Origin of the sequence: Enterocloster lavalensis (genome assembly GCF_046603895.1) — a bacterium.
GTDB lineage: Bacteria > Bacillota > Clostridia > Lachnospirales > Lachnospiraceae > Enterocloster > Enterocloster lavalensis.
This window is the reverse complement of the sequence record NZ_CP176637.1, coordinates 6,203,286-6,229,705: the sequence shown is the minus strand read 5'-3', so window position 1 is coordinate 6,229,705 and position 26,420 is coordinate 6,203,286. Positions and strand designations below refer to the sequence as shown.

The window sequence follows — 26,420 nt, the reverse complement described above, 5'->3', positions numbered from 1 at the left end:
ACCATGCAAACTATTTCCAAACTCACCCTGTCCGATACCATGTATTTTCAAAATACGCCCGCGTTGAACTACAAAATCGACTATCCGCAATTTACCAGCACCTGCAGCCGCAGGGCCGCGGCGGCTGTCAACAGTTTTTACCGCCTGCGGGCAAAATCCCTGGAGACATACTGCCGCTTCACCCTGTATCCCCAGGCGGTAACGGACTTAAAACAGCTTCAGGAAGACCGGGATCCGCTGTTGGGCTTTGAATTTCTTGTCACCTTTCAGGTGACCTACAATTCCGGATGCGTCGTCAGCCTGTATATGGACCAGTATGAATTTGAGGGCGGCGCCCACGGCTCCACCCAGCGCACTTCACAGACCTGGGATTTCTCCACCGGAAAACGAATGCAGCTTTCCGATTTTTACCCCCACAATCCCTCCTACCGCGAGGAAATCCAGAACCAGATCCAGTCCGGAATCGGACGCCGCCTGGAGCAGGAACCCTCCACCTACTTTGAGGATTATCCGGAGCTGCTGCGAACTACCTTTAACGCTGAGAGCTTTTACCTGACCCCCGAGGGCCTGGTTATCTATTATCAGCAGTACGACATCGCGCCCTACTCCACCGGGATGCCCCAATTCCTGCTGCCGTTTAAAGAGTGACCTCAGTAGTCAAACAGCATTTTCTTCCGCTTTTGGTAATATAGAAGGCCGATTGCATCCGCCAGCGCCCAGCCGATGGGCACGGACCACCAGATTCCGGTGACGCCCAGTGCCGGAACTGCCGACAGCGCGTAAGCCAGGACCACCCGGGTCCCCAGGGAGGCGATGGTGAGCACCACCGACATCCCCGGTCTCCCAAGGGCCCGGTACAGGCCGTAGAGCAGAAACAAACAGCCTATGCCACAGTAAAACGCGCCCTCGATGCGCAGGTAACGCACCCCCTCGGCGATGATGGCGGTCTCCTCTGCCCGGACAAACAGCAGCATAAGCGGACGGGCGAAGATCCAGACCAGCAGGGATACCAGCGAACAGAAGGCGAAGGCGGTGATCACCGCTCCCTTTAACCCCGCGCGGATGCGGTCCTCCCGCCTGGCTCCGTAGTTTTGGGCGATAAAGGTGGAGAAGGCGTTGCCGAAATCCTGCACCGGCATATAGGCGAAGGAATCGATCTTTACCGCGGCCGCGAAGGCGGCCATCACCGTGGTGCCGAAGCTGTTCACCAGCCCCTGGACCATCAGGATCCCGAAATTCATCACCGACTGCTGAAGGCAGGTGAGAATGGAAAATCCGGCAATCTCCCGGACGCTGCGCCACTTCACCCGGCAGTGCCTGCGGCTCACCCGAAGATATGGACAGAAACGCCATGTGTACAGCGCGATCCCGATGCCTGAGACATACTGGGCGATCACCGTCGCCAGAGCCGCCCCCGCCACACCGTGGCCCAGGCCCAGCACAAACCAGAGGTCCAGCACGATGTTTAACACCGCCGAGACGGCCAGAAAGATCAGCGGAGCCAGGGAATTGCCCACCGCCCGCAGCAGGGAAGCAAAATAGTTGTACAGAAAGGTCGCTGCGATGCCGCAGAAAATCACCAACAGATACTCCCGCATCATCCCCTGAATCTCCTGTGGCACCTTCAAAAAAGCGATGACGGCGTCCGTGCCGGCAAATGCCAGCAGGTTCAGCGCCACGGTCAGAGCGGCGATCAGGGCAAAGGAGGCGCACATGCACTCCTTTAAGCCCTCGTGGTTCTGCTGCCCGAACCGGATGGAAAATACCGCACCGCTGCCCATACAGAGTCCCAGCAGTATGGAGGTCAGAAAGGTCATCAGCGTGAAGGAGGACCCCACCGCAGCCAGCGCTCCCGCGCCCAGAAAACGGCCCACGATCAGCGTATCCGCCACATTATAGCACTGCTGCAGAAGGTTCCCCAAAATCATCGGAACCGCAAACCGCAGCATGGTTTTCATCACATTCCCCTGAGTCAAATCTCCCCGCATCTCGCCTTTTACTTTCGAATCGAAATATTTATCTTACGTTTCGTAATCATTTTATCAAGAAAACCCACACAAGTCAATTAACAGATTGCGTTTGTTATACAAATCCGCTATAATCAAAGAAATGAACATATTTCAGAAAAGGAGGCGCCGATCATGTTTCTTGACGGACTTGACGAGCTGGATCAGAAAATCGTCCGGCTGCTGATCCAGAACGCCCGCATGTCCTACTCGGACATCGGCAAGGAGGTAGGTATATCCCGGGTGGCGGTGAAAACGCGGATTCAGTCTCTTGAAAAGCAGGGTGTCATCGAGGAGTACACCACAATTATCAACCCCCAGAAGATAAACGGCGCGGTATCCTGCTATTTTGAGATCGAGACGGCCCCGGACACATTTTCCCAGGTAACCGGACTTCTCCTGGAACATGAGACCGTGACCCAGATCTACCGGGTCACCGGCCGCCACAAGCTGCACGTCCACGCGGTGGCCTCCTCGGGCGAGGAAATGGAGGCATTGATCCGCGATCTGATTGATCCCCTGCCGGGGGTGATCAACTGCAGCTGCAATATGATACTCTCGCGGATTAAGGATATTAAGGGGCTGCGGCTGTGATGGGTTCCGTGGCTCCTGCAGGCCGCTCATGATGCAGAAACAGGAGGCCGAAGGTGGATCTTCTCCCCTTCCGGTCTCCTGTTTCCCGTCCGTCTCTGTATCCGTTTCCGTTTACGTCTCTTCCTCCGGATACTTCATGCCCTCATCCCTGCGGATATCCGTCATAATCCGAATCACGCCCTCAGCCCGAATCCTCACTTGGTCTGGTAGCTCTTGTCGAACTTGTGCATCACATCGACATCCGACAGCACGCCCTTGCTGTACTCAAACCGCACGGTGTAATCCCCGGATTTCAGATAGTGGAACAGATAATCGCCCTCGTCCTCATCCATCTCCAGATCAGGAAACAACTCCTTAAGCTCCTCCTGGGTTTTTCCAATGGGATTGACGCCGTTGATGGAGATGTTCAAATCCTGGTTCGCGCCGTCGAGGGCATAGAAACCCAACTCCTCGATCACGCAGTTCTTGGCAGGTTTCGCCTCCTTGCTGTCGTTCACCAGCACCAGCATGGCGTAATTTGTCCCATCCTTCCCCAGAAAAATCGAAGAGGTCCAGGACCGGTCCGGCAGCTCGAAAATCATCTTCCCCAAATCGTCCAGTTCCCAGTTCTCTCCCGCCAGGTCAGAGGGTTTGGTCTGTCCCACCACCACCTGGGTGCCGTCCAGAAGCACCTCCGGCGGTGTTCCCGGATCCTTACTGCCACAGCCGCCCAGCGCGGCGGCCGCCAGCAGCATGCCAACTACTAGCAGGTTTCTCAACTTTTTCATCTCACAATTTCTCCTTCTTTTGTCCATTTTACAGCAAAAAATCCCTTGTAAACACAAGGGATTTTCTGTAAAGCCACTGGCCGGACTCGAACCGGCGACCCACGCATTACGAATGCGTTGCGCTACCAACTGCGCTACAGTGGCACCTTTGGATGAAAAAGGCTGCCGCTTATGCAACAGCCTTTTCATCAATGACCTGACCGGGAATCGAACCCGGGTTTACGCCGTGAGAGGGCGTCGTCTTAGCCGCTTGACCATCAGGCCATAGGTGAATCGAGGCGACGTGATTCGAACACGCGGCCTCTGCGTCCCGAACGCAGCGCTCTACCAAACTGAGCCACGCCTCGATACCTTTGGTAGTATAATACAAAAAACACCACTTGTCAACGAAAATATTCAAATTTTTTGAAATAATTTTGCCAATTTCGGGAAGCCTTGAAACTGCGTTGTTTTTGGCTCCTCTTTGCAGGTCAGACCCCGCCTGTAAACGGGCGGCTCCCCTGACAACCCGACAGCCCCACTATCATCAGGGTCCACATAACCGGCGTCACAATGGGCAGATTGATATTGACAAAGGCCTGGGCGCCGTAGCACAGCATTGCGAACAGCGCGGCCATCACGTAGGGATTTCCGGATCCACGCCTCACCATCCGCACTGCGGATGAGATCAGCAGGCCCAGATACGCCGCCAGCCCCAGGGGGCCGATGGTGACAAAATATTGCAGATACTCATTGTGTGCGCTGTCAAAGGTCTCGCCGTAACGCCGCGCCATTTCGCTGTAATTGTTTTGAACGGTCAGAATGCCAAAGGTGTCCGGCCCGTAGCCGATCCACTTCTGCACCGGAGTAAACTCCCTGTAATTTCGGATGGCCAGACGCCAGATATAGCCCCTGTGCGTTCCCCAGTCGTCGTCAATCACTACATAATTTCGCAACGCCCCGTAGCGCTGGCCGTTTCCGGCTATATTGGCATCGCAAAGCACACATAACAGCGCCAGAACTCCGACCGCGACGGCAATCCCCCAGATCCGGCGCGGCCACACACACGGATCTTCTTCCTTCCCGCTCCGCAAATACGCCTGCGCGTATAAGAAACCAGCCCAAGCCCACAGTGCGGCCAGAAGATATGCCAGCCCCTTAAAATCCGCCAGAACGCTGAAGATTCCCTGAATTTCCAAAACCTGCCCCGGCATGGCCCGGCCGATCACTCCAACCAGCTGCACCACCGTGAAAAAGCTTGCCAGCACCACCGCGTACCGTCTGATTCCGGTCCGGCTTTTGAACATGTAAAAAGGGAGCGCCGCAAACAGCGCCAGTATCGCTAGATAAGCGTTGTCGCTCTGCCCGGTGATCATAGCGAAGAAGGCCAGCACCAGGCATAGATAATGCCAGACACACCTCCCTCTCCTGCGGTCGGAGGCGAACAGCAGACCGGACACGCCCAGCATCAGGCTGAGATAGGCCGTATAGGTATTGATATTTCCCATAAACGACATGAAGATATTGTATTGCTTAGGATCGATATGATCCTTAAAATGCAGAAGGTTCAGATTAAAATAATCTGTAATTCCAAAAGCGCAGACCAGAACCGATGAAACCAGAAAAAGCTCCAGATACCAATTCCGAAAGTCTGACAGCCTGCTGATTATCCAAAACGAAACGCCGTAGAGGAGAAGCAGGAACAGCCCCGAAAAGCGCCCCTCATTTCCCCAAAAAGATTCGAACACATAGTCCGACAGCGCGGTTGACAACGCCGCCACGGCCAGAAAACAGATCAGCGCCACATCCGGAACCGTCAAAGTGCGCCCTATCTTTTTGAGGCTGAAACGTTCAAAAAACGCTGCCGTATGGCGCCCCTCATACCGAGTCAAATCCACAATCATCATTACCAGCGCCGTTACCGCCACTCCGGCAAACAAAGCCAGCACGCTGCTATAATAGAACTGGTACTTCACTTTGGGAATATCGAAATAATAGTCCCGATAATAGATGGGAAACACAAACAGGATTGCGATCAAAAATAGCGTTGTCGCAATCCGAATCACCCGCTTTCCATTGATCAGAAAAGCGGGAATCTCCGCCGCCGCAGGCTGTGCCGGTGCATGACCGCCCTGGTCCTTTGTTTTCTCCATACCAACGTTCTCCGTTCATCCCGTGTTTAAGAGCACAGAAATGCTTTCACACAGTATATCATCCACCGGCGCCCTGGGCAACAAATTTTATTTTTTTATCGTTCCACCGGCGTAAATCCCAGGTCGGACAGAATTTCCGGCGCCACGCCTGCGGTTTCCTCCACCGTCACTGTTTTATTCTCCAGATCCACGCTGTGCCGGATTCCGGCCGCGTCCAGCGCCCGGTCGATCCGGGCCGCGCAGCCCCCGCATGCAATCTCTTCACAGTAAAATGTTTTCATCTTGTTCCTCTCTTTCTCACAGTTTTAATGTTTTCAGCCGCAGCGCGTTTCCCACCACGCAGACGGAGCTTAAGGACATGGCCAGGCCCCCGATCATGGGGCTTAACAGCGGCCCTCCCAACAGATACAGAGCGCCCGCGGCCACAGGTATTCCCAGGACATTGTAGAAAAAGGCCCAGAACAGGTTCTGGCGGATGTTGCGGATGGTGGCCTTGCTGAGCCGGATAGCCCGGTACACATCCATCAGATCCGACTTCATCAGCACGATATCTCCGGACTCCAGGGCGATGTCGCTGCCTGATCCCACGGCGCAGCCCACATCCGCCTGGACCAGGGCCGGGGCGTCGTTGATCCCGTCTCCCACCATCATCACAGTCTTTCCCTCCCGCTGGAGACGGCTGACCACGTCGGCCTTATCCCCGGGCAGAACCTCCGCCACCACCTGGTCCACGTGGGCCTGCCTGCCGATGTATTCGGCAGTCTTCCGGTTGTCCCCCGTCACCATATACACGGCAATTCCCAGACCCCGGATCTGTTTTACCGCCTCCAGGCTGGTCTCCTTGATGGTATCCGCCACGCAGATTATCCCGGCCAGGCGGCCGTCCTCCACCACGTACATGGGCGTCTTTCCCTCATTGGCAAACCGGGCCGCCTGCTCTCTGGTCTCATCCGACGCGGTGACGTGAAGCTGTTCCAGCAGGCGGCTGTTTCCCACCGCTACGCGCCGGCCCTCCCACTGGGTGAGAATCCCCGCGCCAGTGATGCTCTCAAAGGAGGACGGCATGGGGAGCTCCATCTGCTTTTCCCGGGCAAAATTCACGATGGCCTGCCCCAGGGGATGTTCGGACATCTGCTCGCATGCGCCCGCCATTTTCAGCAGCTCCTCCTCCCTGCCCTCAGGGCATTTTCCCACAGCCTCCACATCCGTGACCCTGGGTTTGCCCTCGGTGATGGTTCCGGTCTTGTCCAGGATCACCGCGTCCACCTTGTGGCAGATTTCCAATGCCTCGCCGCTCTTGATCAGGATACCGTGGCCGGCCCCCACGCCGGTTCCCACCATGATGGCGGTGGGCGTAGCAAGCCCCAGCGCGCAGGGACAGGCAATCACCAGCACCGCAACGAAAATCGTCAGCACAAAGGTCAGGTCCCGGCCGCCGAATATCCACCAGGCCAGGGCTGACACCAGAGCGATCGCCATCACCGCAGGCACGAAATAACCCGCCACCTGATCCGCCAGCTTGGAGATGGGCGCTTTCCGGCCCTGGGCGTCCTCGATCAGATGGATAATTTTGGAGAGCATGGTATCGCTCCCCACGTGGGTGACCTCCACCTCCATGGCTCCATTGTAGTTCATACTGCCGCCGATCACCCGGTCTCCCACCTGTTTCTCCACCGGTACGCTCTCCCCGGTCAGCATGGATTCGTCCACACTGCTGCTGCCCTGCACCAGGATGCCGTCCAGCGGAATCCGGCTGCCCGGTTTTATCAGAATGTGCTGCCCAAGGGTCACGGAGGACGTCTCCACCTCCCGCTCCATCCCATCTTCATAGAGCACCGCCGTATCCGGCGCCAGCTCCATCAGCTTGCGGATAGCCTCTGAGGTCTTACCCTTACTGCGGCTCTCCATATATTTCCCCAGCATCACCAGGGTCACCACCACGGCTGCGGACTCATAGTACAGATGGTGGGCGTTCATGGGATTTTGAGGAATCCGGGCCGTCATCACCAGGCTGTAGATAAAAGCGCTGCCAGTACCGATGGCTACCAGGGAATCCATGTTGGGATGTCCCTTAAATAGCGTCCGCAGGCCCACGATGTAGAACTTACGCCCGAAGATCAGGATGGGCACCGTCAGGATCAACTGGGCCAGCGCAAACCCCAGCGGGCTCTCATACATGTCGATCAGAGACGGAAGGGGCAGGGGAAAGGGAACCATGTGCCCCATGGAAATATAGAGCAGAGGCAAGGCAAAGAGGACCGCCGTGATCACCCGGCGCTTTACCTCGTCCAACTCTTCCCCCTGGCGTCTCCACTCCTCCTCGTCCCGGGCCCTGGACTCCTGCTCCCCCACTTCCTCCACAAGACTGGCCGAAAATCCCGCTTTGGACACCCGGTCCTGAATCAGTTCCGGGTTCACCCTGCCCTCGTCGTAGGTGATGGTCATCCGGCCGGTGGTCAGATTGACGTCGCTGCGCTCCACCCCGGCCAGCTTGCGCGTCACGCGCTCCACCGCGCTGCTGCAGGCCGCGCAGGTCATGCCGTCTATGTGATACTGCTGTGTTGTCATGTGCTTCGCTCCTTTCGCGTACCTGCGGAATCGACGCCCGCAAACCGGTTCCGGGGCATTTCTGCTCCCGGCAATCCGTTTTGTCAGTAATATTCCCGGAAACAGAGCTTTTTATCAGCGCCGCACCACAACAATGATCCCCAGTCTGCTGATGCGGCATTTTGCAACAATCGCCCGGAGTCTGCGCCAGCGGCCCATTGCATTCAAGCAAAAAGCGATCCCGGGCCTGTCCGTTTTTGGACGGCAGGCAGCGGGATCGCTTCAAAAAAGTCAATTCAATTATCCGGCAAATTTTGACCAATAGCCCTGAATAAAGATCAGAAGCACGATCAGGGGAAGGATATAGCTCACATAAATCCTGGCCCAGGCCGGGAATTTTAAGCCCTTACCCTCGTTGGCTTCCGCCAGGAAATTCTTAAAGCCCCAACCGTAACGGCTGGTGCAGAATACCAGGTATACCATACTTCCAATGGGCAGCAGGTTGTTGCTGAGGACAAAATCCTCCAGGTCCAGCACCGTGCTTTCCGGCCCCAGCGGCATAAAACCGCTCCACAGGTTAAAGCCCAGCACGCAGGGGATGGACAGGATGGTAATCAGCACAATGTTCACCAGCACCGCTTTTTTGATGGTGCAGCCGGTGAGATCCGTGGCAAAGGAAATGATGTTCTGGAACACCGCAATCACCGTGGAGAACGCGGCAAAGGACATAAACATGAAAAACAGCGTGCCCCAGAGTCTGCCGCCGACCATGTGGTTGAACACATTGGGCAGCGTGATAAAAATCAGGGACGGCCCCGCCTGGGGTTCAATGTTGTAGGCGGAGCAGGCCGGAAAAATGATCAGTCCCGCCATAAACGCCACCAGCGTGTCCAGAACCGTCACATTGACCGCCTCGCCGGTCAGGCGCTGCTCCTTGCCAATATAACTTCCAAAAATTGCCAGCGCGCCGATGCCGATGCTCAGGGTAAAAAAGGATTGTCCCAGAGCCGCGAACACCGCCTCGCCGATTCCGGTCTCCACCATTTTTCCAAAATCCGGCATCAGATAGAACTTCAGGCCCTCGCTTCCGCCCTCTAACAGCACGGAATGCACGGCCAATACCACCATCAGGCACAGCAGGCAGAGCATCATAGCCTTGGTGATCCGCTCCACGCCTTTTTGCAGGCCCAGGGCGCACACGCCGAAGCAGATCAGCACGGTGATCACCATAAACACCATCATAAGGCCCGGATTGGCCAGCATGCCGCCGAACTCTCCGGCCACGGCCTCCGCGCTCAAGCCGGTAAAGTCGCCCTTGATCATCTTGAAGAAATACAGGATCATCCAGCCGCCCACCGTGGTGTAGAACATCATCAGAATGTAGTTTCCGGCAATGGCGATTCCCTTCCCGAGATGCCACTTGCTGCCTTTGGGCTCCAGCACGTCAAAGGACAGTGCCGCGCTTTTGCGGCTGGCCCGGCCCACGGAGAACTCCATGACCACGATGGGAAGGCCCAGCACCACGAGAAACAGCAGATAGATCAGCACAAAGGCCGCTCCGCCGTATTTACCCACAATATATGGGAAACGCCACACGTTTCCCAAACCAATCGCACAGCCGGCCGAGATCAGAATAAATCCCAGCCTGGATGAAAATTTTTCTCGTTCCATTGGACTCATAAACCCCCATTGTTCTTTTTTTATCGTTATTCGTATCTGTTCAGTACCTTCGCAGATACGAGCAAAAATCCATTTAAAATCGACTTCGTCGATGGGATTTTTGCCTGCAAGCTTAGTTTTTCGTACGGTCAGCGCAGCAAGTGCGCAGACCTACTGAACAGTTACAGTTATTCTATAACGGAAAGCAGAAAACGTCAATCACCGGACGACAAATTTCGCGTCGGTTTTCCATTCCGCTCTCAGAGCGATTTTGCGATCTCCCCGGCATATTTTTCCATAATCCGGGTGAGGTTTTCGGGATCAACCAGGCCGATGGCCTTAAAAGGCTCCATCTCTTCCCCGTGGCCGCCCAGGTTCTTTTCAAACCAGGCTACGTCCAGCCACCAGCCAAACTTGTAGCCCATTTGCGGGAACAGGGCGCGCTTTGTAAAGCCCATAGCCGCGTGGAGCCGCTCGCTGTTTTCGTTGGGCGAGGTAACGATGCCGTAAACCGTTTGAATGTTCTGGAGCTTTAAAATCTCCATCACCGCCTGGTAGAGCGCCCGGCCGATGCCCCGCCGGAACTGTCCCTGGTCCACGTACACGGAGAGTTCCGCGTTCCACTGGTAAGCTGCCCGCTCCATATGGCGGTGGCCGTAAGCGTAGGCCGCGATGCGGCCGTCGATCTCGCACACCAGGTAAGGATACTCGGCCGCGATGGCCTCAATACGCCCGGCAAATGTATCCGTCCCGGGCACCTCGTACTCAAATGTAACGGTCGTTTTTACGACGTAAGGCGCGTAGATTTCCAGAAGCGCCGCAGCGTCCGCTGCCACCGCAGGGCGTATTTTAACCCGATCCATTTTCTTTTCCTCCTCTTTCTCTTCCTTTCGCGGACCCGGGCAGTTCAAAAAAACTGCGCCGCGCGCTGCCGGGTATGCGGGCTTCAAATAGCGAATCCCGCGTACACTCCGGCCTGCGGGCTGTAAAAAGCAGATCGCCCACACTCCCCGGCCTACAGACCGCAAAAAGCGGATCGCCCCGCGCCCTCCTTCGGGCGCGCTGCGATCCGGCTTGATCTCTCCTATCTCTGCCCCTTGTCGTAGGGTACGCCCGACGCCCTGGGCGCCTGGGAATTTTTGGATGTAAAGATCAAAACAATCAAAGTTGCAATATAAGGAATCATCTTGTACACATAGCTGGGAATCCCCGTGGCCGCCAGGAACGGAATCCCGGAGTAGGCAGCGGCCACCGCCTTCATCAGCCCAAAAAACAGGGAGGCCCACATGATCCGCACCGGCTTCCACTGTCCGAAGATCAGCACCGCCAGGGCCAGGAAGCCGTATCCGGCCACATCCGCGTTAAAATTAGTGGAGGTGGGAACCACAAACACCAGGCCGCCCAAACCTCCCAACACCCCGGAAATCAGCACCCCGGCGTACTGCATGCGGTACACGTTGATGCCCGCCGCGTCCGCCGCCTGGGGATGTTCGCCGCAGGAGCGCAGGCGCAGTCCGAATCTGGTCCGGTACAGCACCACCGTGGATACAATCAGAATCAAAATTCCCAGATAGGTGGTGACGTAGGTGTTCTGGAACAGCAGCGGCCCCAGAAATGGAATCCGCCCCAAAACCGGCACCGACTCAATGCGGAAGGTGTTGTTAAACTGAATCTGCTGCACGCCCTGGATCACACGGGCCACAAAGATCGCAAAGGCCGGGGCGAACATGTTGAGGGCCGTGCCGCTGATGGTCTGGTCCGCCTTCATGTTGATGGCCGCGTAGGCGTGGAAAAAGGCGAAGGCCGCGCCCGTGGCCGCCGAAATCAGGATAGCCAGAAACAGCTGGGTCTGGCCGCTCATCCTGCCCCCTGTCATGTTGAGGAACAGAATACCCGTAAATGCTCCCATGGTCATGATTCCCTCCAGCGCGATATTGACCACGCCGCTGCGCTCGGAGAACATGCCGCCAAGAGCCACCACCATCAGCGGGATGGTGAACAGCATCGTCTGCTGGAATATGAAATAAATCACACTCATGTCTGTCCGCCTCCTTTCTCCCGGTTCTTGCGGATCCGGGTCAGGATGGTCTTTACAATCAGCGCAAAGGCGCTGAAGTAGATAATCACAGCCACGATGATATCAATAATTTCCGTGGAAAATTCAAACAGCTGCAGATAAAATCCGCCTGCTGTCAGGTAAGCGATAAACAGTCCGGAGAACAGCACGCCGATGGGATGGCTCAGTCCCAAAAGCGCCACCGAGATTCCCGTGAATCCTTCGCTGGCCAGCACATCCTTGATCTCAATGTGCTTTCCGGTACCCGCCAGGTACAAAAGCCCTCCGGCCATTCCCGCGATGGCGCCCGCGATCACCATACTCATCACGATGCTCTTTTTCTCATTGATTCCCGCGTATTTGCTGGCGTCCCGGTTGAGTCCCACGGCTTTCAGCTCATAGCCGAAGGTGGTCTTATTGAGGATCACCCAGATCAGAAGCACTGTCACAATGGCAATCAGGATACCCCCGTTCACGCTGGATTCGGGGAACAGCTTGTCCATCCCCATCTTGGGAATCTGCGCGGTGACGGCCACGTTTTTCGACTCATTGCGCATGTTGTTGAACATGGGTTTATAGCTTTTCACGATCCAGTTGACCAGGTACATACCGATGTAGTTCATCATGATGGAGGCAATCACCTCGTTCACGTTAAAATACGCCTTCAGAAGTCCCGGCACCAGCCCCCACAGGGCGCCGCCCAGCACTGCAGCCAACAGGGCGACCGCCCAGTGGACGCTGCCCAGGCCATCCCACATGATTCCCACGTAGACGGCGGCAAAGGCTCCCACAATAAACTGGCCCGGAGTGCCGATGTTAAACAGTCCGGTCTTGAAGGCAAACCCGACCGACAGACCGGTGAGGATAATGGGGGTTGCGTAATAGAACACCTGCCCCACTCCCTTGAGGCCGTGGGTCAGGGCTCCGGTCAAAATGGTGACAAAACCCGGCAGGGCCTGGGCCGGATTACAGATTACCAAAATCACCAGTCCCACCAGAAGTCCGATGACAATGGCAAATACGGAGGACAGCACGCCCACATAGTTTTGCTTACCCCGCTTTTTTGGTCCGCTCATCAAGCCTCACCTGCCTTTCCCGCCATATCCTGCCGCTTGGATCCGGCCATGTAGAGTCCCAGCTCCTGGACAGTCACCTCCTGGGGATCCAGCTCCGCCACAATGGAGCCCTCAAACATCACCAGGATCCGGTCGCTGAGATTCATCACCTCGTCCAGCTCCAGGGAAATCAGAAGAATCGCCGCCCCGGCGTCCCGCTGCTTCACCAGCTCCCGGTGAATATACTCAATCGCGCCCACATCCAGACCGCGGGTCGGCTGGACCGCCAGCAGAATGTCATGCTCCCTGGCAATCTCCCGGGCCACGATGGCCTTTTGCTGGTTACCGCCGGACATGCTGCGGACCACCGTGTCCGCGCCCTCTCCGCTGCGGATATCGTACTGTTCGATCAGCTGGTCCGCGTACTTGTAAATCTCTTCGTTTTTCAGAAAACTGGCCTTCTGGAATCTGGGCTCGAAATACTGCTGCAGCACCAGATTGTACGCCAGATTATAGTCCAGCACCAGCCCGTGCTTGTGGCGGTCCTCCGGCACATGGCTGAGGCCGTGGGTGTTGCGGTGGCGGATGGTCTTTTTCGTCACATCCTCCCCGTTCAGCGCGACGGAACCGCTGCTCATCGCGCCCAGACCGGTGATGGCGTGGACCAGCTCTGTCTGGCCGTTGCCGTCGATCCCGGCGATGCAGACAATCTCGCCGCTGCGCACCTGAAAGCTCACGTCGTTGACCAGAAGCTTGGTATGTCCCTCCAGATGGGACTTGACGGAAATGTGATCCACCTCCAGGATGGTCTTGCCGGGGGACGCCGGAGTCTTTTCCACGGTCAGGCTCACCTTGCGGCCCACCATCATCTCCGACATTTCCTCCTTGCTCACCGAAGCCACATCCACGGTGCCGATATATTTACCGCGGCGCAAAACCGAACACCGGTCCGCCACCGCCTTGATTTCGTCTAACTTATGGGTGATGAAAAGGATGGATTTCCCTTCCTCCACCAGATTTCTCATGATCTGCATGAGCTCGTCGATCTCCTGGGGCGTCAGCACCGCGGTCGGCTCATCGAATATCATGATTTCATTGTCGCGGTAGAGCATCTTTAAGATCTCCACCCGCTGCTGCATGCCCACCGTGATGTCCTCAATCAGGGCATCCGGATCAATGTAAAGCCCGTAGCGCTCGCTGAGCTCCATCACTTTTTTGCGGGCATCGTCCATTTTCAGCAGACCGTGCTTTACGGTCTCCATCCCCAGAACAATGTTCTGCAAAACGGTAAAATTGTGCACCAGCTTAAAATGCTGGTGAACCATGCCGATTCCCAGGGCGTTGGCGTCCAGCGGCCCTTTGATCTTTACTTCCTGTCCCTTCACCCGGATCACGCCCTTCTCCGGCTGGTAAAGGCCGAACAGAACGCTCATCAGGGTGGATTTGCCTGCGCCGTTTTCTCCCAACAGCGCGTGTATCTCCCCTTTTTTTAACTGAAGAGTAATGTTGTCGTTGGCAATGATACCGGGAAATTCCTTCGTGATGCCCAACATCTCAATAATATAATTGTCCATACGGTTCCCCTCTCGTGTAAAACCGGTTGTCTGTCCTCCACCGCCCGGCGGGATGAAGGGTGCAGGCGAGCGGTCCCGGGCCGCGCCCGGACAAATCGCCTGAAATACCACAGGGTGCCGGACGCGCCGGCACCCTGTGTGTGACTTGCTAAATCTCTGCCGCAAATTATGAAATTGAAGTGATTACTCTACAAAGGTCACCTTTGTGTTGGCCAGCTCCGTCAGATCCTTGGTGGGATCATTGTTGTCCTCGGAGAACTGAATCAGCGTGATCTCGCCGTCCGCCAGCTTCTTGTAGATGGCGTCATACTGTTCCTGATTGAACTTCTCAAACTTGGAGGTTTCCATCGGAAGTCCCACGCCGCTGTTGGCTACCGTAAACACGGAGGTCTTGCCGCCCGGGAAGCTGCCGTCATAGAAATCCTTCACGCCGTCGTAAACAGAGTTGGAGAGCAGCTTCATAGCGGAGGTGATCACAGTATCGGACTCACTGCTCTGATCCACGTCCACGCCGATCACCTTGGCCCCCTTCTCCTGGGCAGCCGCCATCACGGAGTTGCCTACCGCGCCGCCGCAGCCGAATACCACCTGTGTGCCGTTCTGGTACCAGGAAGCCGCCATGGACTGAGCCTCCGGGGTAGCCGCAAACGCGCCGGTGTAGTTGTAGATAATCTCTATGCCGGTGACGCCGTCCTCAACAGCCGCGTACTCCGCGCCCTGCACAAAGCCGTAACCGTAGCGGATAACCGCCGGAACCGCCATACCGCCCATGAATCCCAGCTTGGTATAACCGTCCTTTACCGCCGCATATCCGGCCAGGAAACCGGCCTGGTCCTCCTGGAACAGGATGGGCATCACATTGTCGTTTGTCTTGTAGGTGTAGGCCGCGTCGTGGGGCTCGCCGTCCAGCAGGATAAAGTGCACGTCCGGATACTTGTCCTGGGCCATATAAATGGGCTCCTCAAACAGGAATCCAGGACAAACTACTAACTTCGCTCCGCCCTCGATGGCCAGGCCGATGGTCTCTAAGTAAGAGTCCGTAGTGCCCTCCTGGGGCTGGTAATATTTATAGGAGATTCCGTTCTCCTCCGCGTATTTCTTTAAGCCCTCCCAGGCGCCCTGGTTGAACGACTTGTCGTCGATGGTTCCCAGGTCCGTCACCAGCGCCAGCTCGTAGCCGCCGGATGCAGGCTCCGAAGCGGCCGCCTCGGTCGTAGCCTCCTCTGCCTTGCTCTCAGCCGCGGTGGTCTGCGCCTCCGTGGGGGCTGCCGTGGACTCCGTCTTCGATCCGCCGCCGCAGGCAGTCAGAGAACCGACCATTGCTGCTGCCAGTGCCAGAGCCAATACTGTTTTCTTCATAAGCTCGTTTCCTCCTTTTGGATTGTTAAAATACTGTTGTAAGTACGGTTTTAATTTACCACAAATTCCACTTTATTACAACCTATAAGCCGAATTTTCGTATATTTTGCCAGAATTGTCTATAAATGTACATGGCCTTTATAGGTCGAACAGGGACAGCTGGTTGGATTTGGGCAGGTCCGGCAGCAAACCCAGATCCGCCATCAGCGTACAGATGGTGCCGTTGACCTTGCTGCGGTTGCTGAAATCCTCGATGGAAAGGAACGCTCCGTCCTTCACCGCGTCCACCACCGCCTCCGCCGCCTTGTCGCCAAGACCGTCGATGCTGCTTAAGGAGGGCATGATCTTGCCGTCGATGACCTGGAAATCCCTGGCCTTGGCCCGGTAGATATCCAGGGGCATGAAATCGAACCCGCGGGCGTACATTTCCTGTACGATCCTCATGTCGCGCAGGGTATCCTGCTCCTTCTTGGACAGGGTGTCGGCCCGCTTCTTGTAGTCCGCCAGATAATATTCCAGCTTATCCCGTCCCTGGCACATAATCTCGTAGGAAAATGCGCTGGCGCGGATGCTGAAAAATGCCGCGTAGTAGGCCAGGGGATAAAATATCTTGCAGTAGGCGATACGCCAGGCCATCATAACATAGGCCGCCGCGTGGGCCTTGGGGAACATGTATTTGATCTTTTTACAGGACCAGATATACCATTCCGGCACCCCGTGGGCCGTCATCTCGGTGATCCAGTCGTCCTTTAAGCCCTTACCCTTACGCACGCTCTCCATGATGGTGAAGGAAAGGCCCTCGTCCATCCCCTGGGCGATCAGATAGATCATGATGTCGTCTCGGGTACAGATAGCGGTCTGAATGGTGGCCTTGCCCTCCTGAATCAAAGTCTGGGCATTTCCCAGCCACACGTCTGTTCCGTGGGCCAGTCCAGCGATCCGCACCAGGTCGGAGAAATACTTTGGCTTGGTGTCGATGAGCATCTGCATGGCGAAATCCGTACCGAACTCCGGCACGCCAAGGGCTCCCAAGGGACACCCGCCGATGTCGTCCGGCGTGATTCCCAGGGCCGCGGTGCTCTGGAACAGGCTCATGACCTCCCGGCTGTCCAGAGGGATATCCTTAACCGGGTCGATGCCCGTCAGGTCCTGTAACATTCGGATCATGGTGGGATCATCGTGTCCCAGGATGTCCAGCTTCAGCAGGTTGTGGTCAATGGAGTGATAGTCAAAGTGCGTCGTAACCGTGGAGGTGGTCATGTCGTTGGCCGGGTGCTGGACCGGCGTGAAGGAGTAGATCTCCTCCCCCAGGGGAAGCACGATGATTCCGCCCGGGTGCTGTCCCGTGGTCCTGCGCACGCCCACACAGCCCTGGACGATGCGGTTGATCTCGCAGTTGCGCTTGCGGCTGCCCCGCTCCTCGTAATATTTCTTCACGTAACCGTAGGCCGTCTTGTCCGCCAGGGTGCCGATGGTGCCCGCCCGGAAGGTCTGGCCCTTGCCGAAAATAACCTCCGTGTAGTCGTGGGCCTTACTCTGATACTCACCGGAGAAGTTTAAGTCGATATCCGGCTCCTTGTCCCCCTTGAATCCCAGGAAGGTCTCAAAGGGAATATCGAACCCGTCCTTCTCAAGAGGCGTCCCGCACACCGGGCAGGCCTTGTCTGGCATATCGCAGCCGGCCATACCGGAGAACTTCTTCACTTCCTCAGAGTCAAAGTCATAGTACCGGCATTTGGGACAGTGGTAATGGGGGCTTAAAGGGTTTACCTCCGTGATGCCGGACATGGTGGCCACAAAGGAGGAGCCCACCGATCCCCGGGAACCCACCAGGTAACCGTCCTCGTTGGACTTCCACACCAGCTTCTGGGCGATAATGTACATAACCGCGAAGCCGTTGGTGATGATGGAGTGCAATTCCCGCTCCAGCCGGTCCACCACGATCTTCGGCAGGTCCTCGCCGTACATCTCGTGGGCCCTGTCGTAGCAGATCTTGGTCAGCGTCTTGTCCGAGTCCGGGATCACAGGCGGGCATTTGTCCGGCCGCACCGGGGAAATCTTCTCGCACATATCCGCGATCTTCCGGGTATTGGTCACCACCACCTCCTGGGCCTTATCCGGTCCCAGGTAGTCGAACTCCGCCAGCATCTCCTCGGTGGTGCGCAGGTAAAGGGGCGCCTGGTCGTCGGAGTCCTTAAACCCCTGTCCCGCCATGATAATCCGGCGGTACACCTCGTCCTGGGGATCCAGGAAATGCACGTCGCAGGTGGCGCAGACCGGCTTTCCGAAATGCTCCCCCAGGTTCACGATGCGGCGGTTGATTTCTTTTAAATCCTCCTCGGTTTTCACCGTACTCTTCTCATCCCGCAGCATAAAGGAGTTGTTCCCCAGAGGCTGAATCTCCAGATAGTCGTAAAAATGCACCAGTCTCGCCACCTCCGAGGCCGGAGCGCCCCGCAGCATGGCCTGGTACAGTTCTCCCGCCTCGCAGGCCGAGCCGATGAGAAGCCCTTCCCGGTACTGGCTTAACACGCTCTTGGGAATCCTGGGCCGCCTGGCGTAATAGGTCAGGTGGGACCAGCTCACCAGCCGGTAGAGATTGATGCGGCCAATGTCATTTTTCGCCAAAATGATCACGTGGTAGGTCGGCAGCTTGCGGATGGTGTCCTCGTTCATGGCGTTTAAGGAGTTTAACTGGTCCAGGGTCTCCACGTCCCGGTCCCGCAGCATCTTCACAAAAGCCGCGAATATTTCCGCCGTACACCCAGCGTCGTCCACCGCCCGGTGATGGTTGGCCAGGGAAATGTTCAGGGCCTTCGCCACCGTGTCCAGCTTAAAACGGTTTAAATTGGGCAGCAGCAGCCTGGCCATAGTCACAGTGTCAAGCACCGTGGGGTTAAACGCAAGGCCCTGCTTCTCCGCATAATGGCCGATAAATCCCACGTCAAAGGAGGCGTTGTGGGCCACCAGCGCCGCGTCCCCAACAAATTCCAGAAACTGGGGAAGAATCACGTCGATCTTGGGGTACGGCAGCACCATGGCGTCGTTGATGCTGGTCAGTTTCTCAATGTCAAATGGAATGGGCACGTCCGGGTTCACAAAGGTTGAAAATTTATCCGTGATCTTCCCGTCCGTCACCTTCACCGCCCCGATCTCAATGATCCGGTTCTTCTCCGGGCTGAAGCCCGTGGTCTCGATGTCAAAAACCACATATGTATCGGCGAAACTCTGGTTCCTGGAATTCTCCACCAGCTGCTTGGTATCGTCCACCAGATACCCCTCCACGCCGTAGATGACCTTGAAGGTATCTCCCTTGTCCAGGGCGTGGTTGGCGTCCGGAAAGGACTGCACACAACCGTGGTCCGTCACCGCGATGGCAGACATTCCCCATTTCTTGGCCCGCTTGATGATATCCTTCACCTCGGAGACGCCGTCCATGTCGCTCATCTTGGTATGGCAGTGCAGCTCCACCCGCTTCTCCAGACTTCCGTCCATGCGCTTGCTGGTGAAATCATCGCACTTCTTGATGCCCACGATGGAGCCGAGGGTCAGCTCTCCGTCGAACTTGTCAATGGTGGTCACGCCCTTGATGCGGATGAAGGAGCCCACGTTGATCACGCCCTTGACCTCCTCGAACAGCTCCGGCCGCACAAACATTTTCACGCTGATGGTGTCCGTGAAGTCCGAGATGTCGAAGGTCAGGATGAATTTGCCGCTGCGCAGCTCCCGGCTCTCGCAGGTGAGGATCTTGCCCCGCAGGGTCACCTCGCCCATCTCCCCGTCGATCTTCTCGATATCCAGGAAGTCGTCCTCGAAATCGCGGCCGTAGAGCACCTCCGGGTTGTTGGATTTTTTGACCGTAAAGCCCCGGTCCCCGAAGCCTCCACGGTCCTTTCCCCAACTGCCCTTCTGCTGGCGTCCTCCTTTGTTTAGCTGGCCCTCCCGGCCCTTGCCCTGGGAGATGCCGCCGTTTCCATTTCCCGCCTTGGCATTCCCCGGCGCCGCCCCGGAGCCTGCCGCTGCGGGCGAAGCGCCCGGCACGCCCGGCAGGTTGGCGCCCATGGTCTCTAAGCCCTCTCCGCCAACATCGCCGGAGGCAGCCTGCTGGAGCAGCATGTCCCAGGGAGCCGCATCGTTGCCGCCGCCCACAAAGTCCTGGCCTCCGCCGGTGGGGGACTGAGCCAGCGCCACAGCGGCGGGCGCGCCTGCCTGGCCGCCTTCGCCCATGGCTTCCAGCTCGTCCCGGTGGTTCTTCCAGTAAATGGCCCTGGCTTCCTCCTCCATCCGCTCTTCCAGCTGCTTTCGCAGCTTGCTGCCCTGGGCGGGCACATAGCGGTAGCTCACCTCCATGGGCAGGCCGCAGCGCTCGGCGAAAACCTTTTCCAGCACGCGCTTTAATTCGCCGATCCGGTCCCGGTTCACCATGGTGTCCTCCACCGTCAGCGTCATCCGGTCCTGGCCCTCGAACTCAATCTCCGCCTTGCGGAAAATGTTGTACTCCACAATGCTGTAGTGCTTCAGCTCCAGAAGCAGGCTGTCCTTGTATATCTCCAGCAGCTTTCTGGGGGTATACTGTTCCGACAGATTATATTTTTCCAGGACCTTGATCTCCAGCTGTTTGTCCGGAAAAAGCTGGTCCTTGATACCTTTTTCCAGATCGTAGATATTTTTCTTGTGAATCAGACGGGGGCTCTTCAAATACACGCGGATCTGACTTCTGTCCCTGGTGCTGGTCACTTTGTCCACCTGCACCAGATTCAGGAGCCCGCGCAGCTGATCCGTTACCTTTAACTCCGGAAATACTTCAAAAAACGGTTTTGCCATGCTTATGCTTCTTTCTATTCAGTCAAAACAGCCGTCCGGTCCGGGTTGCCGTCCCGTCGTAAATACGGGTCGCCTGCCGATGCCCGGGCGGTCTGTTGCGCTCGTCTCCTGTTATATCCGGTCCGTTCCGTCAACCCAAAAATTCTTCCCAGGCCTCGGGCTTAAATCCGGTAATCACCCTGGTCCCATCCACCAGGATCGGGCGCTTTACCAGCATCCCGTCGGAGGCCAGCAGCTTTAACTGCTCCTCCTCGCTCATGTCCGCCAGCTTGTCCTTAAGGCCCAGGGACTTATATTTCAAACCGCTGGTATTGAAAAATTTCTTTAAAGGCAGACCGCCCTCTTTGGACCAGCGGGCCAGTTCCTCAGCCGTGGGGTTCTGCTCCACAATGTGGCGGTCCTCATATACCGCGCCTTTGGCGTCCAGCCACTTCTTCGCCTTCTGGCAGGTGGAGCACTTGGGATATTCGATCAACAACATCTGTATATTCCTCCTATTCGTTGACGTTCCGCCCGGCAAGAGCGCAAAGCTCCGCCCGCAAGGCGTTTAAAAGCTCGTTCTCCGGCACTTTGCGGATAATCTCGCCCCTGCGGATCAAAAGGCCCTCGCCCACGCCGCCCGCGATGCCCAGATCCGCTTCTCTGGCCTCGCCCGGCCCGTTGACCACGCAGCCCATAACCGCCAGCTTGATGTTTAACTCGTCAAATTCCGCCGCCATGGTCTCTACCTGGTTTGCCAGTGAGATCAAGTCGATGCGGGTGCGGCCGCAGGTGGGACAGGACACCACCTCGATGCCGCCCGTTCTCAGCCCAAGGGTCTTTAAAATCAGTTTGGCGGATTTCACCTCCTCCACCGGATCCCCGGTGAGGGACACGCGGATGGTGTCGCCTATGCCCTGGTAGAGAATGATCCCCAGGCCCACGGAGGACTTGATATTCCCGCTGGTCAGAGTGCCCGCCTCGGTGATGCCCACGTGGAGGGGATAATCGGTCTTTTGGGCGATCAGTTCGTGGGCTTTCACGCACATTATCACATCTGAGGACTTGATGCTGATCACCAGATTGCGGTATCCCAGGTCCTCGATGACGGCGACCTTGTCAAGGGCGCTTTCCACCAGGCCCTCGGCGGTGACGCCGCCGTATTTGGCCAGAATCTCCTTTTCGAGAGAGCCGGAGTTCACGCCCACCCGGATAGGGATTCCCCGCTCCGCGGCTTTATCGACCACGGCTTTGATGCGCTCTCTGGAGCCGATATTTCCGGGGTTGATGCGGATTTTATCCGCGCCGTTCTCAATGGCGGCCACAGCCAGCCGGTAGTCGAAATGGATATCCGCCACCAGCGGGATGTGGATCTGCTCCTTGATCTCCTTCAGCGCGGCCGCAGCCTCCATGGTGGGCACCGCCACCCGGATGATCTCGCAGCCCGCCTGTTCCAGGCGCAGGATCTGGGCGACCGTGGCCTTTACATCCTCCGTCTTTGTATTGCACATGGACTGGATCAGCACCGGGTTGCCGCCACCGATGAGGCGGTTACCGATTTTTACAGTCTTTGTGTGTTCTCTTGTCATGTTGTAGTCTCCTTGTTTCGAATTGATCTGGAAACGGTGAAGTTCCTGGCAGGATTTGTCTGGTACCCCTGACATTCTAATTGCTGGGATTCGCTGGCCGTCCTAAGGAATCCACCAGGCTCTGCCTGGTACCCCTTTATTCTCAAACTTCCAGGGATTCGCTGGCCGTCCTAAGGAATCCACCGGGCTCTGCCCGGTACCCCTTAGGACAAGGTCTAAAACAGCTTTCTCACATCATTGAACAGAACCAACACCATCAGCGCCATGAGAAGCATCATCCCCGCCATATGAACCATGCCCTCTTTCTCCTTGTCGATGGGTTTTCCGCGCACTGCCTCGATGAACAGGAACACCAGGCGTCCTCCGTCCAGTGCCGGGATGGGCAGCAGGTTCATGACGCCTAAGTTAGCGCTGAGCAGGATGCAGAAATTGATCAGCGTCAAAATCACTACGGTTCTCCCGTATGGGATCACCTGGTCCACTGTGTCGTCGATGGTGGTCACGATTCCCACCGGTCCGCTGAGGTCGTTCAGTGACACCTCCCCGTGGAACATCATATAAAAAGCGTCAAACACGTACTGAATCCAATATTTTACCTCATACGCGCTGTGCACCAGCAGCTGGCCCAGGCCGCTGACCGGCTTGGCTACGCCGTCGAAGCGCACGCCCATAAGGTATCCCCCGTCCTCCTCAGAATATTGGGGAACGATCACCGCGCTGCGGCGCTCCACTCCGCCGTTTCCGTCCGCGCGCTTGTATTCCACCGTTATGGTCTTGCCCGCGTGCGTCTGAATGTAGAGCGTGATGTCATCCTTGGAGTGTATATTACGGCCGTTGATCTCCGTGATCAAATCTCCGGGTAAAAGCCCCGCTTCCTTGGCCGGATATCCGTCCATCACCTCCATCACCGTGGCCGGCTGGTAGCCGGTCAGACCCACGATCACCATGGACAGAAGAAAGGCCATCAGGAAATTGAAAATAGGACCGGCGGCCACCACGGAAATCCTGGCCCAAACGGATTTATTATTAAATGCAGACTGGTCCGAATTCTCCTCATCTTCTCCCAGCATCATGCAGGAGCCCCCAAAGGGGAGTATTTTGATGGAATAGCGCGTTCCGCCCTTCTCAAAACTGTACAGTCTGGGGCCCATGCCCAGGGAGAACTCAATCACGCCGATTCCGTTCAGCTTGGCGAACAAAAAATGTCCGAACTCATGAATCATTATGATGATACCAAATATCAGCACCGCTGCAACAAAACTCATTCTGCTTTCACCTGTTTTCTTTCCTTCAATTTAAAGCCCACTTCGCTTTGATATACTCATATGTTTCCCGCTCTGCGGCCAGAATCTGGTCCACATCCGGATTCTGCACCGTCTTGTGGTATCTCATGGCGCTCTCGATCATGTCTGTGATGGTCAGATAACCGATCCTGCGGTCCAGAAACAGGCTCACCGCCAGCTCGTTGGCCGCGTTGAACACGGTGGGCAGGGATCCGCCCGCGGTTCCCGCCTCGAAGGCCAGGGAAAGGCCGCGGAAATTCTCGAAATCCGGTTTCTCAAAGGTAATCTCAGACAGCTCCCAGAAGTTTAAGCGCCCTCCGGGCAAATACCGCCGTTCAGGATAATACAGCGCGTACTGGATGGGGAGCTTCATGTCCGGCGTGCCAAGCTGGGCGATCACCGCCCCGTCCGCAAATTCCACCATGGAGTGAATCACGCTCTGGGGCTGGATCACCACCTGTACCTGATCCATTTCCACGCCGAACAGCCATCTGGCCTCCATCACCTCCAGGCCCTTGTTGACCATGGTGGAGGAATCGATGGTGATCTTGTGGCCCATGGACCAGTTGGGATGCTTTAAGGCGTCCTCCACCTTCACATCGGCCAGCTCCGCCCTGGTGCGCCCCCGGAAGGGGCCGCCGGAGGCGGTCAAAAGGATCTTTGCCACCGGGTTGCCCGCCGCCCCCTGGAGACTCTGAAAAATCGCAGAGTGCTCAGAGTCCACCGGCAGTATTTTTACATTTTTTTCCTTAGCTAAGGGCATGATAATATGACCTGCCGTCACCAGGGTCTCCTTGTTGGCCAGGGCAATGTCCTTGCCCGCCTCCATGGCCGCGATGGTGGGGCGGATACCGATCATACCCACCACGGCCGTCACCACGATCTCCGCCTCCGGCTCCGTGGCCGCCTGGATCAGTCCGTCCATTCCGGAAACCACTTTAACCTCCAGATCCGCCACCTTTACCCGCAGCTCAGCCGCCCTGGCTTCATCCCAAACGCAGGCCACCTTGGGCGCAAATTCCCGTATCTGCTCTTCCAGCAGGCCGATGTTGCTGCCAGCTGCCAGCGCCGTCACCTGAATATCGCGGTTGTACCGCACAATTTCCAGAGTCTGGGTACCGATGGAGCCGGTGGAACCCAGTATCGCAATCTTCTTCATATGTTTTATTATCTCCTGTTATAACGGTATCTTAAACGCAAAAAGTCCGGGCAATCCATTTCCCGTTCACTTTAAGAAAGTGAGCGCGAAATAGATCGCCGGAGCCGTAAAAATCATGCTGTCGAACCGGTCCATGATTCCGCCGTGGCCCGGTATGAGATGCCCGTAATCCTTCACATTGTGGTTTCGCTTGACAGCCGAAGCCGCCAGGTCCCCAACCTGTGAGATCACGGCCGCAATGGCGCAGGCCAGCGTGCAGGCCAGCTGCGGATTCTCGATCTGCGCCATGTGGCCGCCGAATACGGTGGAGAAAATGAGGCCCAGGGCCGCCGCTCCCAGCGTGCCGCCCACCGCTCCCTCCACGGATTTCTTCGGGCTCAGCACCGGAGCCAGCTTGTGTTTTCCCAAAAGCATGCCGCTGCAGTAAGCGCAGGTATCGCAGCCCCAGGAGCTTAAAAAAATCAGCCACACCAGAAACGCGCCGTCGTCCATCACCCGGGTCTGATACAGGAAGCTGAGCATCACCGGCACATAACAGACGCCGAAAAACGCGCCTGTGATCTCCTCTGTCCGGTACTTGGGAAATGTAAACACATACACCGCCATCAATAGCATCAGGGAGGCAATGATCATCAGCGTAATGTACTGCTGCCCCTCAAACCACAGAATTCCATAGTAGGAAACCGCAGTTCCGTAGCCGATAAGGGCCAGGGGCTTTTTGTGTATATCCAGTACGCGGTACAGTTCGAAGAGTCCTACCAGGGATATGGCTGCCGTGACGGCAAAGAGCAGCGCGCCGCCCTGCCCCACCACCACGATGGCGATGGCCACCAGTATGATTCCACTGATTAACCGTGTTGTAAACATGGTGTTCTCCTTTCCGCATCCTCCATTTTATCTCTTGTCAGCCCTTTACGCCGCCGAACCGCCGTTCTCTCCTATTATATTGCACAATAGCCTTTTCCAATTCCTCTTTATTGAAATCCGGCCACAGGCAATCGGTCACCACGATCTCGGTGTAGGCCAGCTGCCACAGCAGATAGTTGGACAGGCGCAGCTCGCCGCTGGTGCGGATGAGCAGATCCGGGTCCGGCATGTCCGCCGTATCTAAATAGGAAGCAAATGTGGCCTCGTCGATCTGATCCGCGTCCACCTTCCCGGCCGCGCAGTCCTGGGCCAGCCGCTTCGCCGCCCTGCGTATCTCGTCCCGGCCGCCGTAATTGACCGCGATCACAAAGGTCAGGCCCGTATTGTCCTTTGTCTCGGACTCCAGGCGGTTGATCCCTTCGATGATATCCCGGTCAAAACGGGTGCGGTCGCCGATCATTTTCACCCGCACATTGTTGGCGGAGGCAATTTTCAGCAGACGCACCATATAAAAACGAAACAGCTGCATCAGGGCGCCCACCTCGTCGGAGGAGCGCTTCCAGTTCTCTGTGGAAAAGCCGTACACGGTCAGATAGCGGATTCCCATTCGGGCCGCGATCTCCACCGTTTTCTCTACGGTAACGCAGCCCTCCTTGTGTCCCATGGTTCTGGGCAGTCCGCGTTTTTTTGCCCAGCGACCATTTCCGTCCAGAATCAGGGCCACATGCTGCGGAATTACCATTTGTTCATCCAATGCCATATCTTCTGTTCACCTTTCTATCAGGCCGCCCCGGCGGCCCGCCAGATTCTGCGATCACCCACGGGCCGCGCCCGAAGCTCATCACATTCCGCGATCACCCACGGGCCATACCCGAAGCTCATCACATTCCGCGATCACCCACGGGCCGCGCCCGCGGCTCATCACATTCAATAAGGGAGCAGGTGTCCGCCTGCCCCCCGCTTTTGTATG

General features: G+C 56.7%; 20 protein-coding genes and 3 tRNA genes. 2 read left to right on the top strand and 21 right to left on the bottom strand.

Annotation, left to right across the window (positions count from 1 at the left end; translation table 11 throughout):
* The first annotated feature begins 3 nt into the window (after window positions 1-3).
* Entirely contained in the window at window positions 4-648 is a 645-nt protein-coding gene (locus tag ACK2JC_RS27985; protein WP_320936775.1) for a DUF3298 and DUF4163 domain-containing protein, read from the top strand.
* A 2-nt stretch (window positions 649-650) separates the two neighbouring features.
* On the opposite strand, the gene ACK2JC_RS27980 is transcribed toward ACK2JC_RS27985, so the two are convergent.
* The gene (locus ACK2JC_RS27980) at window positions 651-1,988 is read right to left on the bottom strand and encodes an MATE family efflux transporter (protein ID WP_276954462.1); all 1,338 of its coding nucleotides are present in this window, start codon (window positions 1,986-1,988) and stop codon (window positions 651-653) included.
* A 153-nt stretch (window positions 1,989-2,141) separates the two neighbouring features.
* On the opposite strand from ACK2JC_RS27980, the gene ACK2JC_RS27975 reads away from it, so the two are divergent.
* Window positions 2,142-2,600 (top strand): Lrp/AsnC family transcriptional regulator, encoded by a 459-nt coding sequence (locus ACK2JC_RS27975; RefSeq protein ID WP_320936776.1) that lies wholly within the window; start codon window positions 2,142-2,144, stop codon window positions 2,598-2,600.
* Window positions 2,601-2,794: 194 nt separating this feature from the next.
* Here the strand turns inward: ACK2JC_RS27975 and ACK2JC_RS27970 are convergent, their stop codons facing one another.
* The 20 genes from ACK2JC_RS27970 to ACK2JC_RS27875 form a co-directional block, all read right to left on the bottom strand.
* Entirely contained in the window at window positions 2,795-3,367 is a 573-nt protein-coding gene (locus ACK2JC_RS27970; protein ID WP_227167424.1) for a hypothetical protein, read from the bottom strand.
* A gap of 71 nt (window positions 3,368-3,438) precedes the next feature.
* Window positions 3,439-3,511, bottom strand: a tRNA-Thr gene (locus ACK2JC_RS27965).
* A gap of 48 nt (window positions 3,512-3,559) precedes the next feature.
* A tRNA-Glu gene (locus ACK2JC_RS27960) sits at window positions 3,560-3,631 on the bottom strand.
* Window positions 3,632-3,640: 9 nt separating this feature from the next.
* A tRNA-Pro gene (locus ACK2JC_RS27955) sits at window positions 3,641-3,714 on the bottom strand.
* Between the two features lie 123 nt (window positions 3,715-3,837).
* Window positions 3,838-5,499, bottom strand: a complete 1,662-nt coding sequence (locus ACK2JC_RS27950) for an O-antigen ligase family protein (RefSeq protein WP_368271268.1) — start codon at window positions 5,497-5,499, stop codon at window positions 3,838-3,840.
* A 95-nt stretch (window positions 5,500-5,594) separates the two neighbouring features.
* Window positions 5,595-5,780 (bottom strand): heavy-metal-associated domain-containing protein, encoded by a 186-nt coding sequence (locus ACK2JC_RS27945; protein ID WP_092360718.1) that lies wholly within the window; start codon window positions 5,778-5,780, stop codon window positions 5,595-5,597.
* A 16-nt stretch (window positions 5,781-5,796) separates the two neighbouring features.
* Complete coding sequence (locus tag ACK2JC_RS27940; protein WP_368271269.1) at window positions 5,797-8,067, bottom strand: heavy metal translocating P-type ATPase; 2,271 nt, start codon at window positions 8,065-8,067, stop codon at window positions 5,797-5,799.
* A 279-nt stretch (window positions 8,068-8,346) separates the two neighbouring features.
* A complete protein-coding gene (locus ACK2JC_RS27935) occupies window positions 8,347-9,717 on the bottom strand; it encodes a sodium-dependent transporter (protein WP_368271270.1) in 1,371 nt (456 codons plus the stop codon).
* Between the two features lie 248 nt (window positions 9,718-9,965).
* A complete protein-coding gene (locus ACK2JC_RS27930) occupies window positions 9,966-10,568 on the bottom strand; it encodes an N-acetyltransferase family protein (RefSeq protein WP_368271272.1) in 603 nt (200 codons plus the stop codon).
* Between the two features lie 221 nt (window positions 10,569-10,789).
* Window positions 10,790-11,743: an ABC transporter permease gene (locus tag ACK2JC_RS27925; protein ID WP_007711277.1), complete on the bottom strand. Its 954-nt coding sequence runs from the start codon at window positions 11,741-11,743 to the stop codon at window positions 10,790-10,792.
* Window positions 11,740-12,837, bottom strand: coding sequence for an ABC transporter permease (locus tag ACK2JC_RS27920; RefSeq protein ID WP_092360721.1), 1,098 nt, complete (start codon window positions 12,835-12,837; stop codon window positions 11,740-11,742). The genes ACK2JC_RS27925 and ACK2JC_RS27920 overlap by 4 nt, the downstream gene beginning before the upstream one ends.
* Entirely contained in the window at window positions 12,837-14,390 is a 1,554-nt protein-coding gene (locus tag ACK2JC_RS27915; protein ID WP_276953378.1) for an ABC transporter ATP-binding protein, read from the bottom strand. The genes ACK2JC_RS27920 and ACK2JC_RS27915 overlap by 1 nt, the downstream gene beginning before the upstream one ends.
* A 183-nt stretch (window positions 14,391-14,573) precedes the next feature.
* Complete coding sequence (locus ACK2JC_RS27910) at window positions 14,574-15,749, bottom strand: BMP family protein (RefSeq protein WP_092360723.1); 1,176 nt, start codon at window positions 15,747-15,749, stop codon at window positions 14,574-14,576.
* Between the two features lie 138 nt (window positions 15,750-15,887).
* Window positions 15,888-20,573, bottom strand: a complete 4,686-nt coding sequence (locus ACK2JC_RS27905; RefSeq protein ID WP_276850934.1) for a PolC-type DNA polymerase III — start codon at window positions 20,571-20,573, stop codon at window positions 15,888-15,890.
* A 130-nt stretch (window positions 20,574-20,703) separates the two neighbouring features.
* Complete coding sequence (locus ACK2JC_RS27900; RefSeq protein WP_118753956.1) at window positions 20,704-21,054, bottom strand: arsenate reductase family protein; 351 nt, start codon at window positions 21,052-21,054, stop codon at window positions 20,704-20,706.
* A 13-nt stretch (window positions 21,055-21,067) separates the two neighbouring features.
* Entirely contained in the window at window positions 21,068-22,216 is a 1,149-nt protein-coding gene (ispG, locus tag ACK2JC_RS27895; protein WP_320938272.1) for a flavodoxin-dependent (E)-4-hydroxy-3-methylbut-2-enyl-diphosphate synthase, read from the bottom strand.
* Window positions 22,217-22,356: 140 nt separating this feature from the next.
* On the bottom strand, window positions 22,357-23,406 hold the full coding sequence (gene rseP, locus ACK2JC_RS27890) for an RIP metalloprotease RseP (RefSeq protein ID WP_320937738.1): 1,050 nt from the start codon (window positions 23,404-23,406) through the stop codon (window positions 22,357-22,359).
* 25 nt (window positions 23,407-23,431) lie between these two features.
* Window positions 23,432-24,583: a 1-deoxy-D-xylulose-5-phosphate reductoisomerase gene (locus ACK2JC_RS27885; protein ID WP_320937737.1), complete on the bottom strand. Its 1,152-nt coding sequence runs from the start codon at window positions 24,581-24,583 to the stop codon at window positions 23,432-23,434.
* Between the two features lie 66 nt (window positions 24,584-24,649).
* Complete coding sequence (locus tag ACK2JC_RS27880; protein WP_092360729.1) at window positions 24,650-25,450, bottom strand: phosphatidate cytidylyltransferase; 801 nt, start codon at window positions 25,448-25,450, stop codon at window positions 24,650-24,652.
* Between the two features lie 37 nt (window positions 25,451-25,487).
* Window positions 25,488-26,210, bottom strand: a complete 723-nt coding sequence (locus tag ACK2JC_RS27875; protein WP_092360730.1) for an isoprenyl transferase — start codon at window positions 26,208-26,210, stop codon at window positions 25,488-25,490.
* Window positions 26,211-26,420: the final 210 nt, after the last annotated feature.

Bases quoted from the DNA above. Each gene is read 5' to 3' on its own strand.
- ACK2JC_RS27875 (WP_092360730.1), bottom strand. From the start codon at position 26,210: ATGGCATTGGATGAACAAATGGTAATTCCGCAGCATGTGGCCCTGATT.
- ACK2JC_RS27925 (WP_007711277.1), bottom strand. From the start codon at position 11,743: ATGAGTGTGATTTATTTCATATTCCAGCAGACGATGCTGTTCACCATC.
- ACK2JC_RS27905 (WP_276850934.1), bottom strand. From the start codon at position 20,573: ATGGCAAAACCGTTTTTTGAAGTATTTCCGGAGTTAAAGGTAACGGAT.
- ispG (WP_320938272.1), bottom strand. From the start codon at position 22,216: ATGTCAGGGGTACCAGACAAATCCTGCCAGGAACTTCACCGTTTCCAG.
- ACK2JC_RS27935 (WP_368271270.1), bottom strand. From the start codon at position 9,717: ATGGAACGAGAAAAATTTTCATCCAGGCTGGGATTTATTCTGATCTCG.
- ACK2JC_RS27920 (WP_092360721.1), bottom strand. From the start codon at position 12,837: ATGAGCGGACCAAAAAAGCGGGGTAAGCAAAACTATGTGGGCGTGCTG.
- ACK2JC_RS27950 (WP_368271268.1), bottom strand. From the start codon at position 5,499: ATGGAGAAAACAAAGGACCAGGGCGGTCATGCACCGGCACAGCCTGCG.
- ACK2JC_RS27940 (WP_368271269.1), bottom strand. From the start codon at position 8,067: ATGACAACACAGCAGTATCACATAGACGGCATGACCTGCGCGGCCTGC.
- ACK2JC_RS27885 (WP_320937737.1), bottom strand. From the start codon at position 24,583: ATGAAGAAGATTGCGATACTGGGTTCCACCGGCTCCATCGGTACCCAG.
- ACK2JC_RS27915 (WP_276953378.1), bottom strand. From the start codon at position 14,390: ATGGACAATTATATTATTGAGATGTTGGGCATCACGAAGGAATTTCCC.
- ACK2JC_RS27980 (WP_276954462.1), bottom strand. From the start codon at position 1,988: ATGCGGGGAGATTTGACTCAGGGGAATGTGATGAAAACCATGCTGCGG.
- ACK2JC_RS27900 (WP_118753956.1), bottom strand. From the start codon at position 21,054: ATGTTGTTGATCGAATATCCCAAGTGCTCCACCTGCCAGAAGGCGAAG.
- ACK2JC_RS27985 (WP_320936775.1), top strand. From the start codon at position 4: ATGCAAACTATTTCCAAACTCACCCTGTCCGATACCATGTATTTTCAA.
- ACK2JC_RS27945 (WP_092360718.1), bottom strand. From the start codon at position 5,780: ATGAAAACATTTTACTGTGAAGAGATTGCATGCGGGGGCTGCGCGGCC.
- ACK2JC_RS27930 (WP_368271272.1), bottom strand. From the start codon at position 10,568: ATGGATCGGGTTAAAATACGCCCTGCGGTGGCAGCGGACGCTGCGGCG.
- ACK2JC_RS27975 (WP_320936776.1), top strand. From the start codon at position 2,142: ATGTTTCTTGACGGACTTGACGAGCTGGATCAGAAAATCGTCCGGCTG.
- ACK2JC_RS27880 (WP_092360729.1), bottom strand. From the start codon at position 25,450: ATGTTTACAACACGGTTAATCAGTGGAATCATACTGGTGGCCATCGCC.
- rseP (WP_320937738.1), bottom strand. From the start codon at position 23,406: ATGAGTTTTGTTGCAGCGGTGCTGATATTTGGTATCATCATAATGATT.
- ACK2JC_RS27910 (WP_092360723.1), bottom strand. From the start codon at position 15,749: ATGAAGAAAACAGTATTGGCTCTGGCACTGGCAGCAGCAATGGTCGGT.
- ACK2JC_RS27970 (WP_227167424.1), bottom strand. From the start codon at position 3,367: ATGAAAAAGTTGAGAAACCTGCTAGTAGTTGGCATGCTGCTGGCGGCC.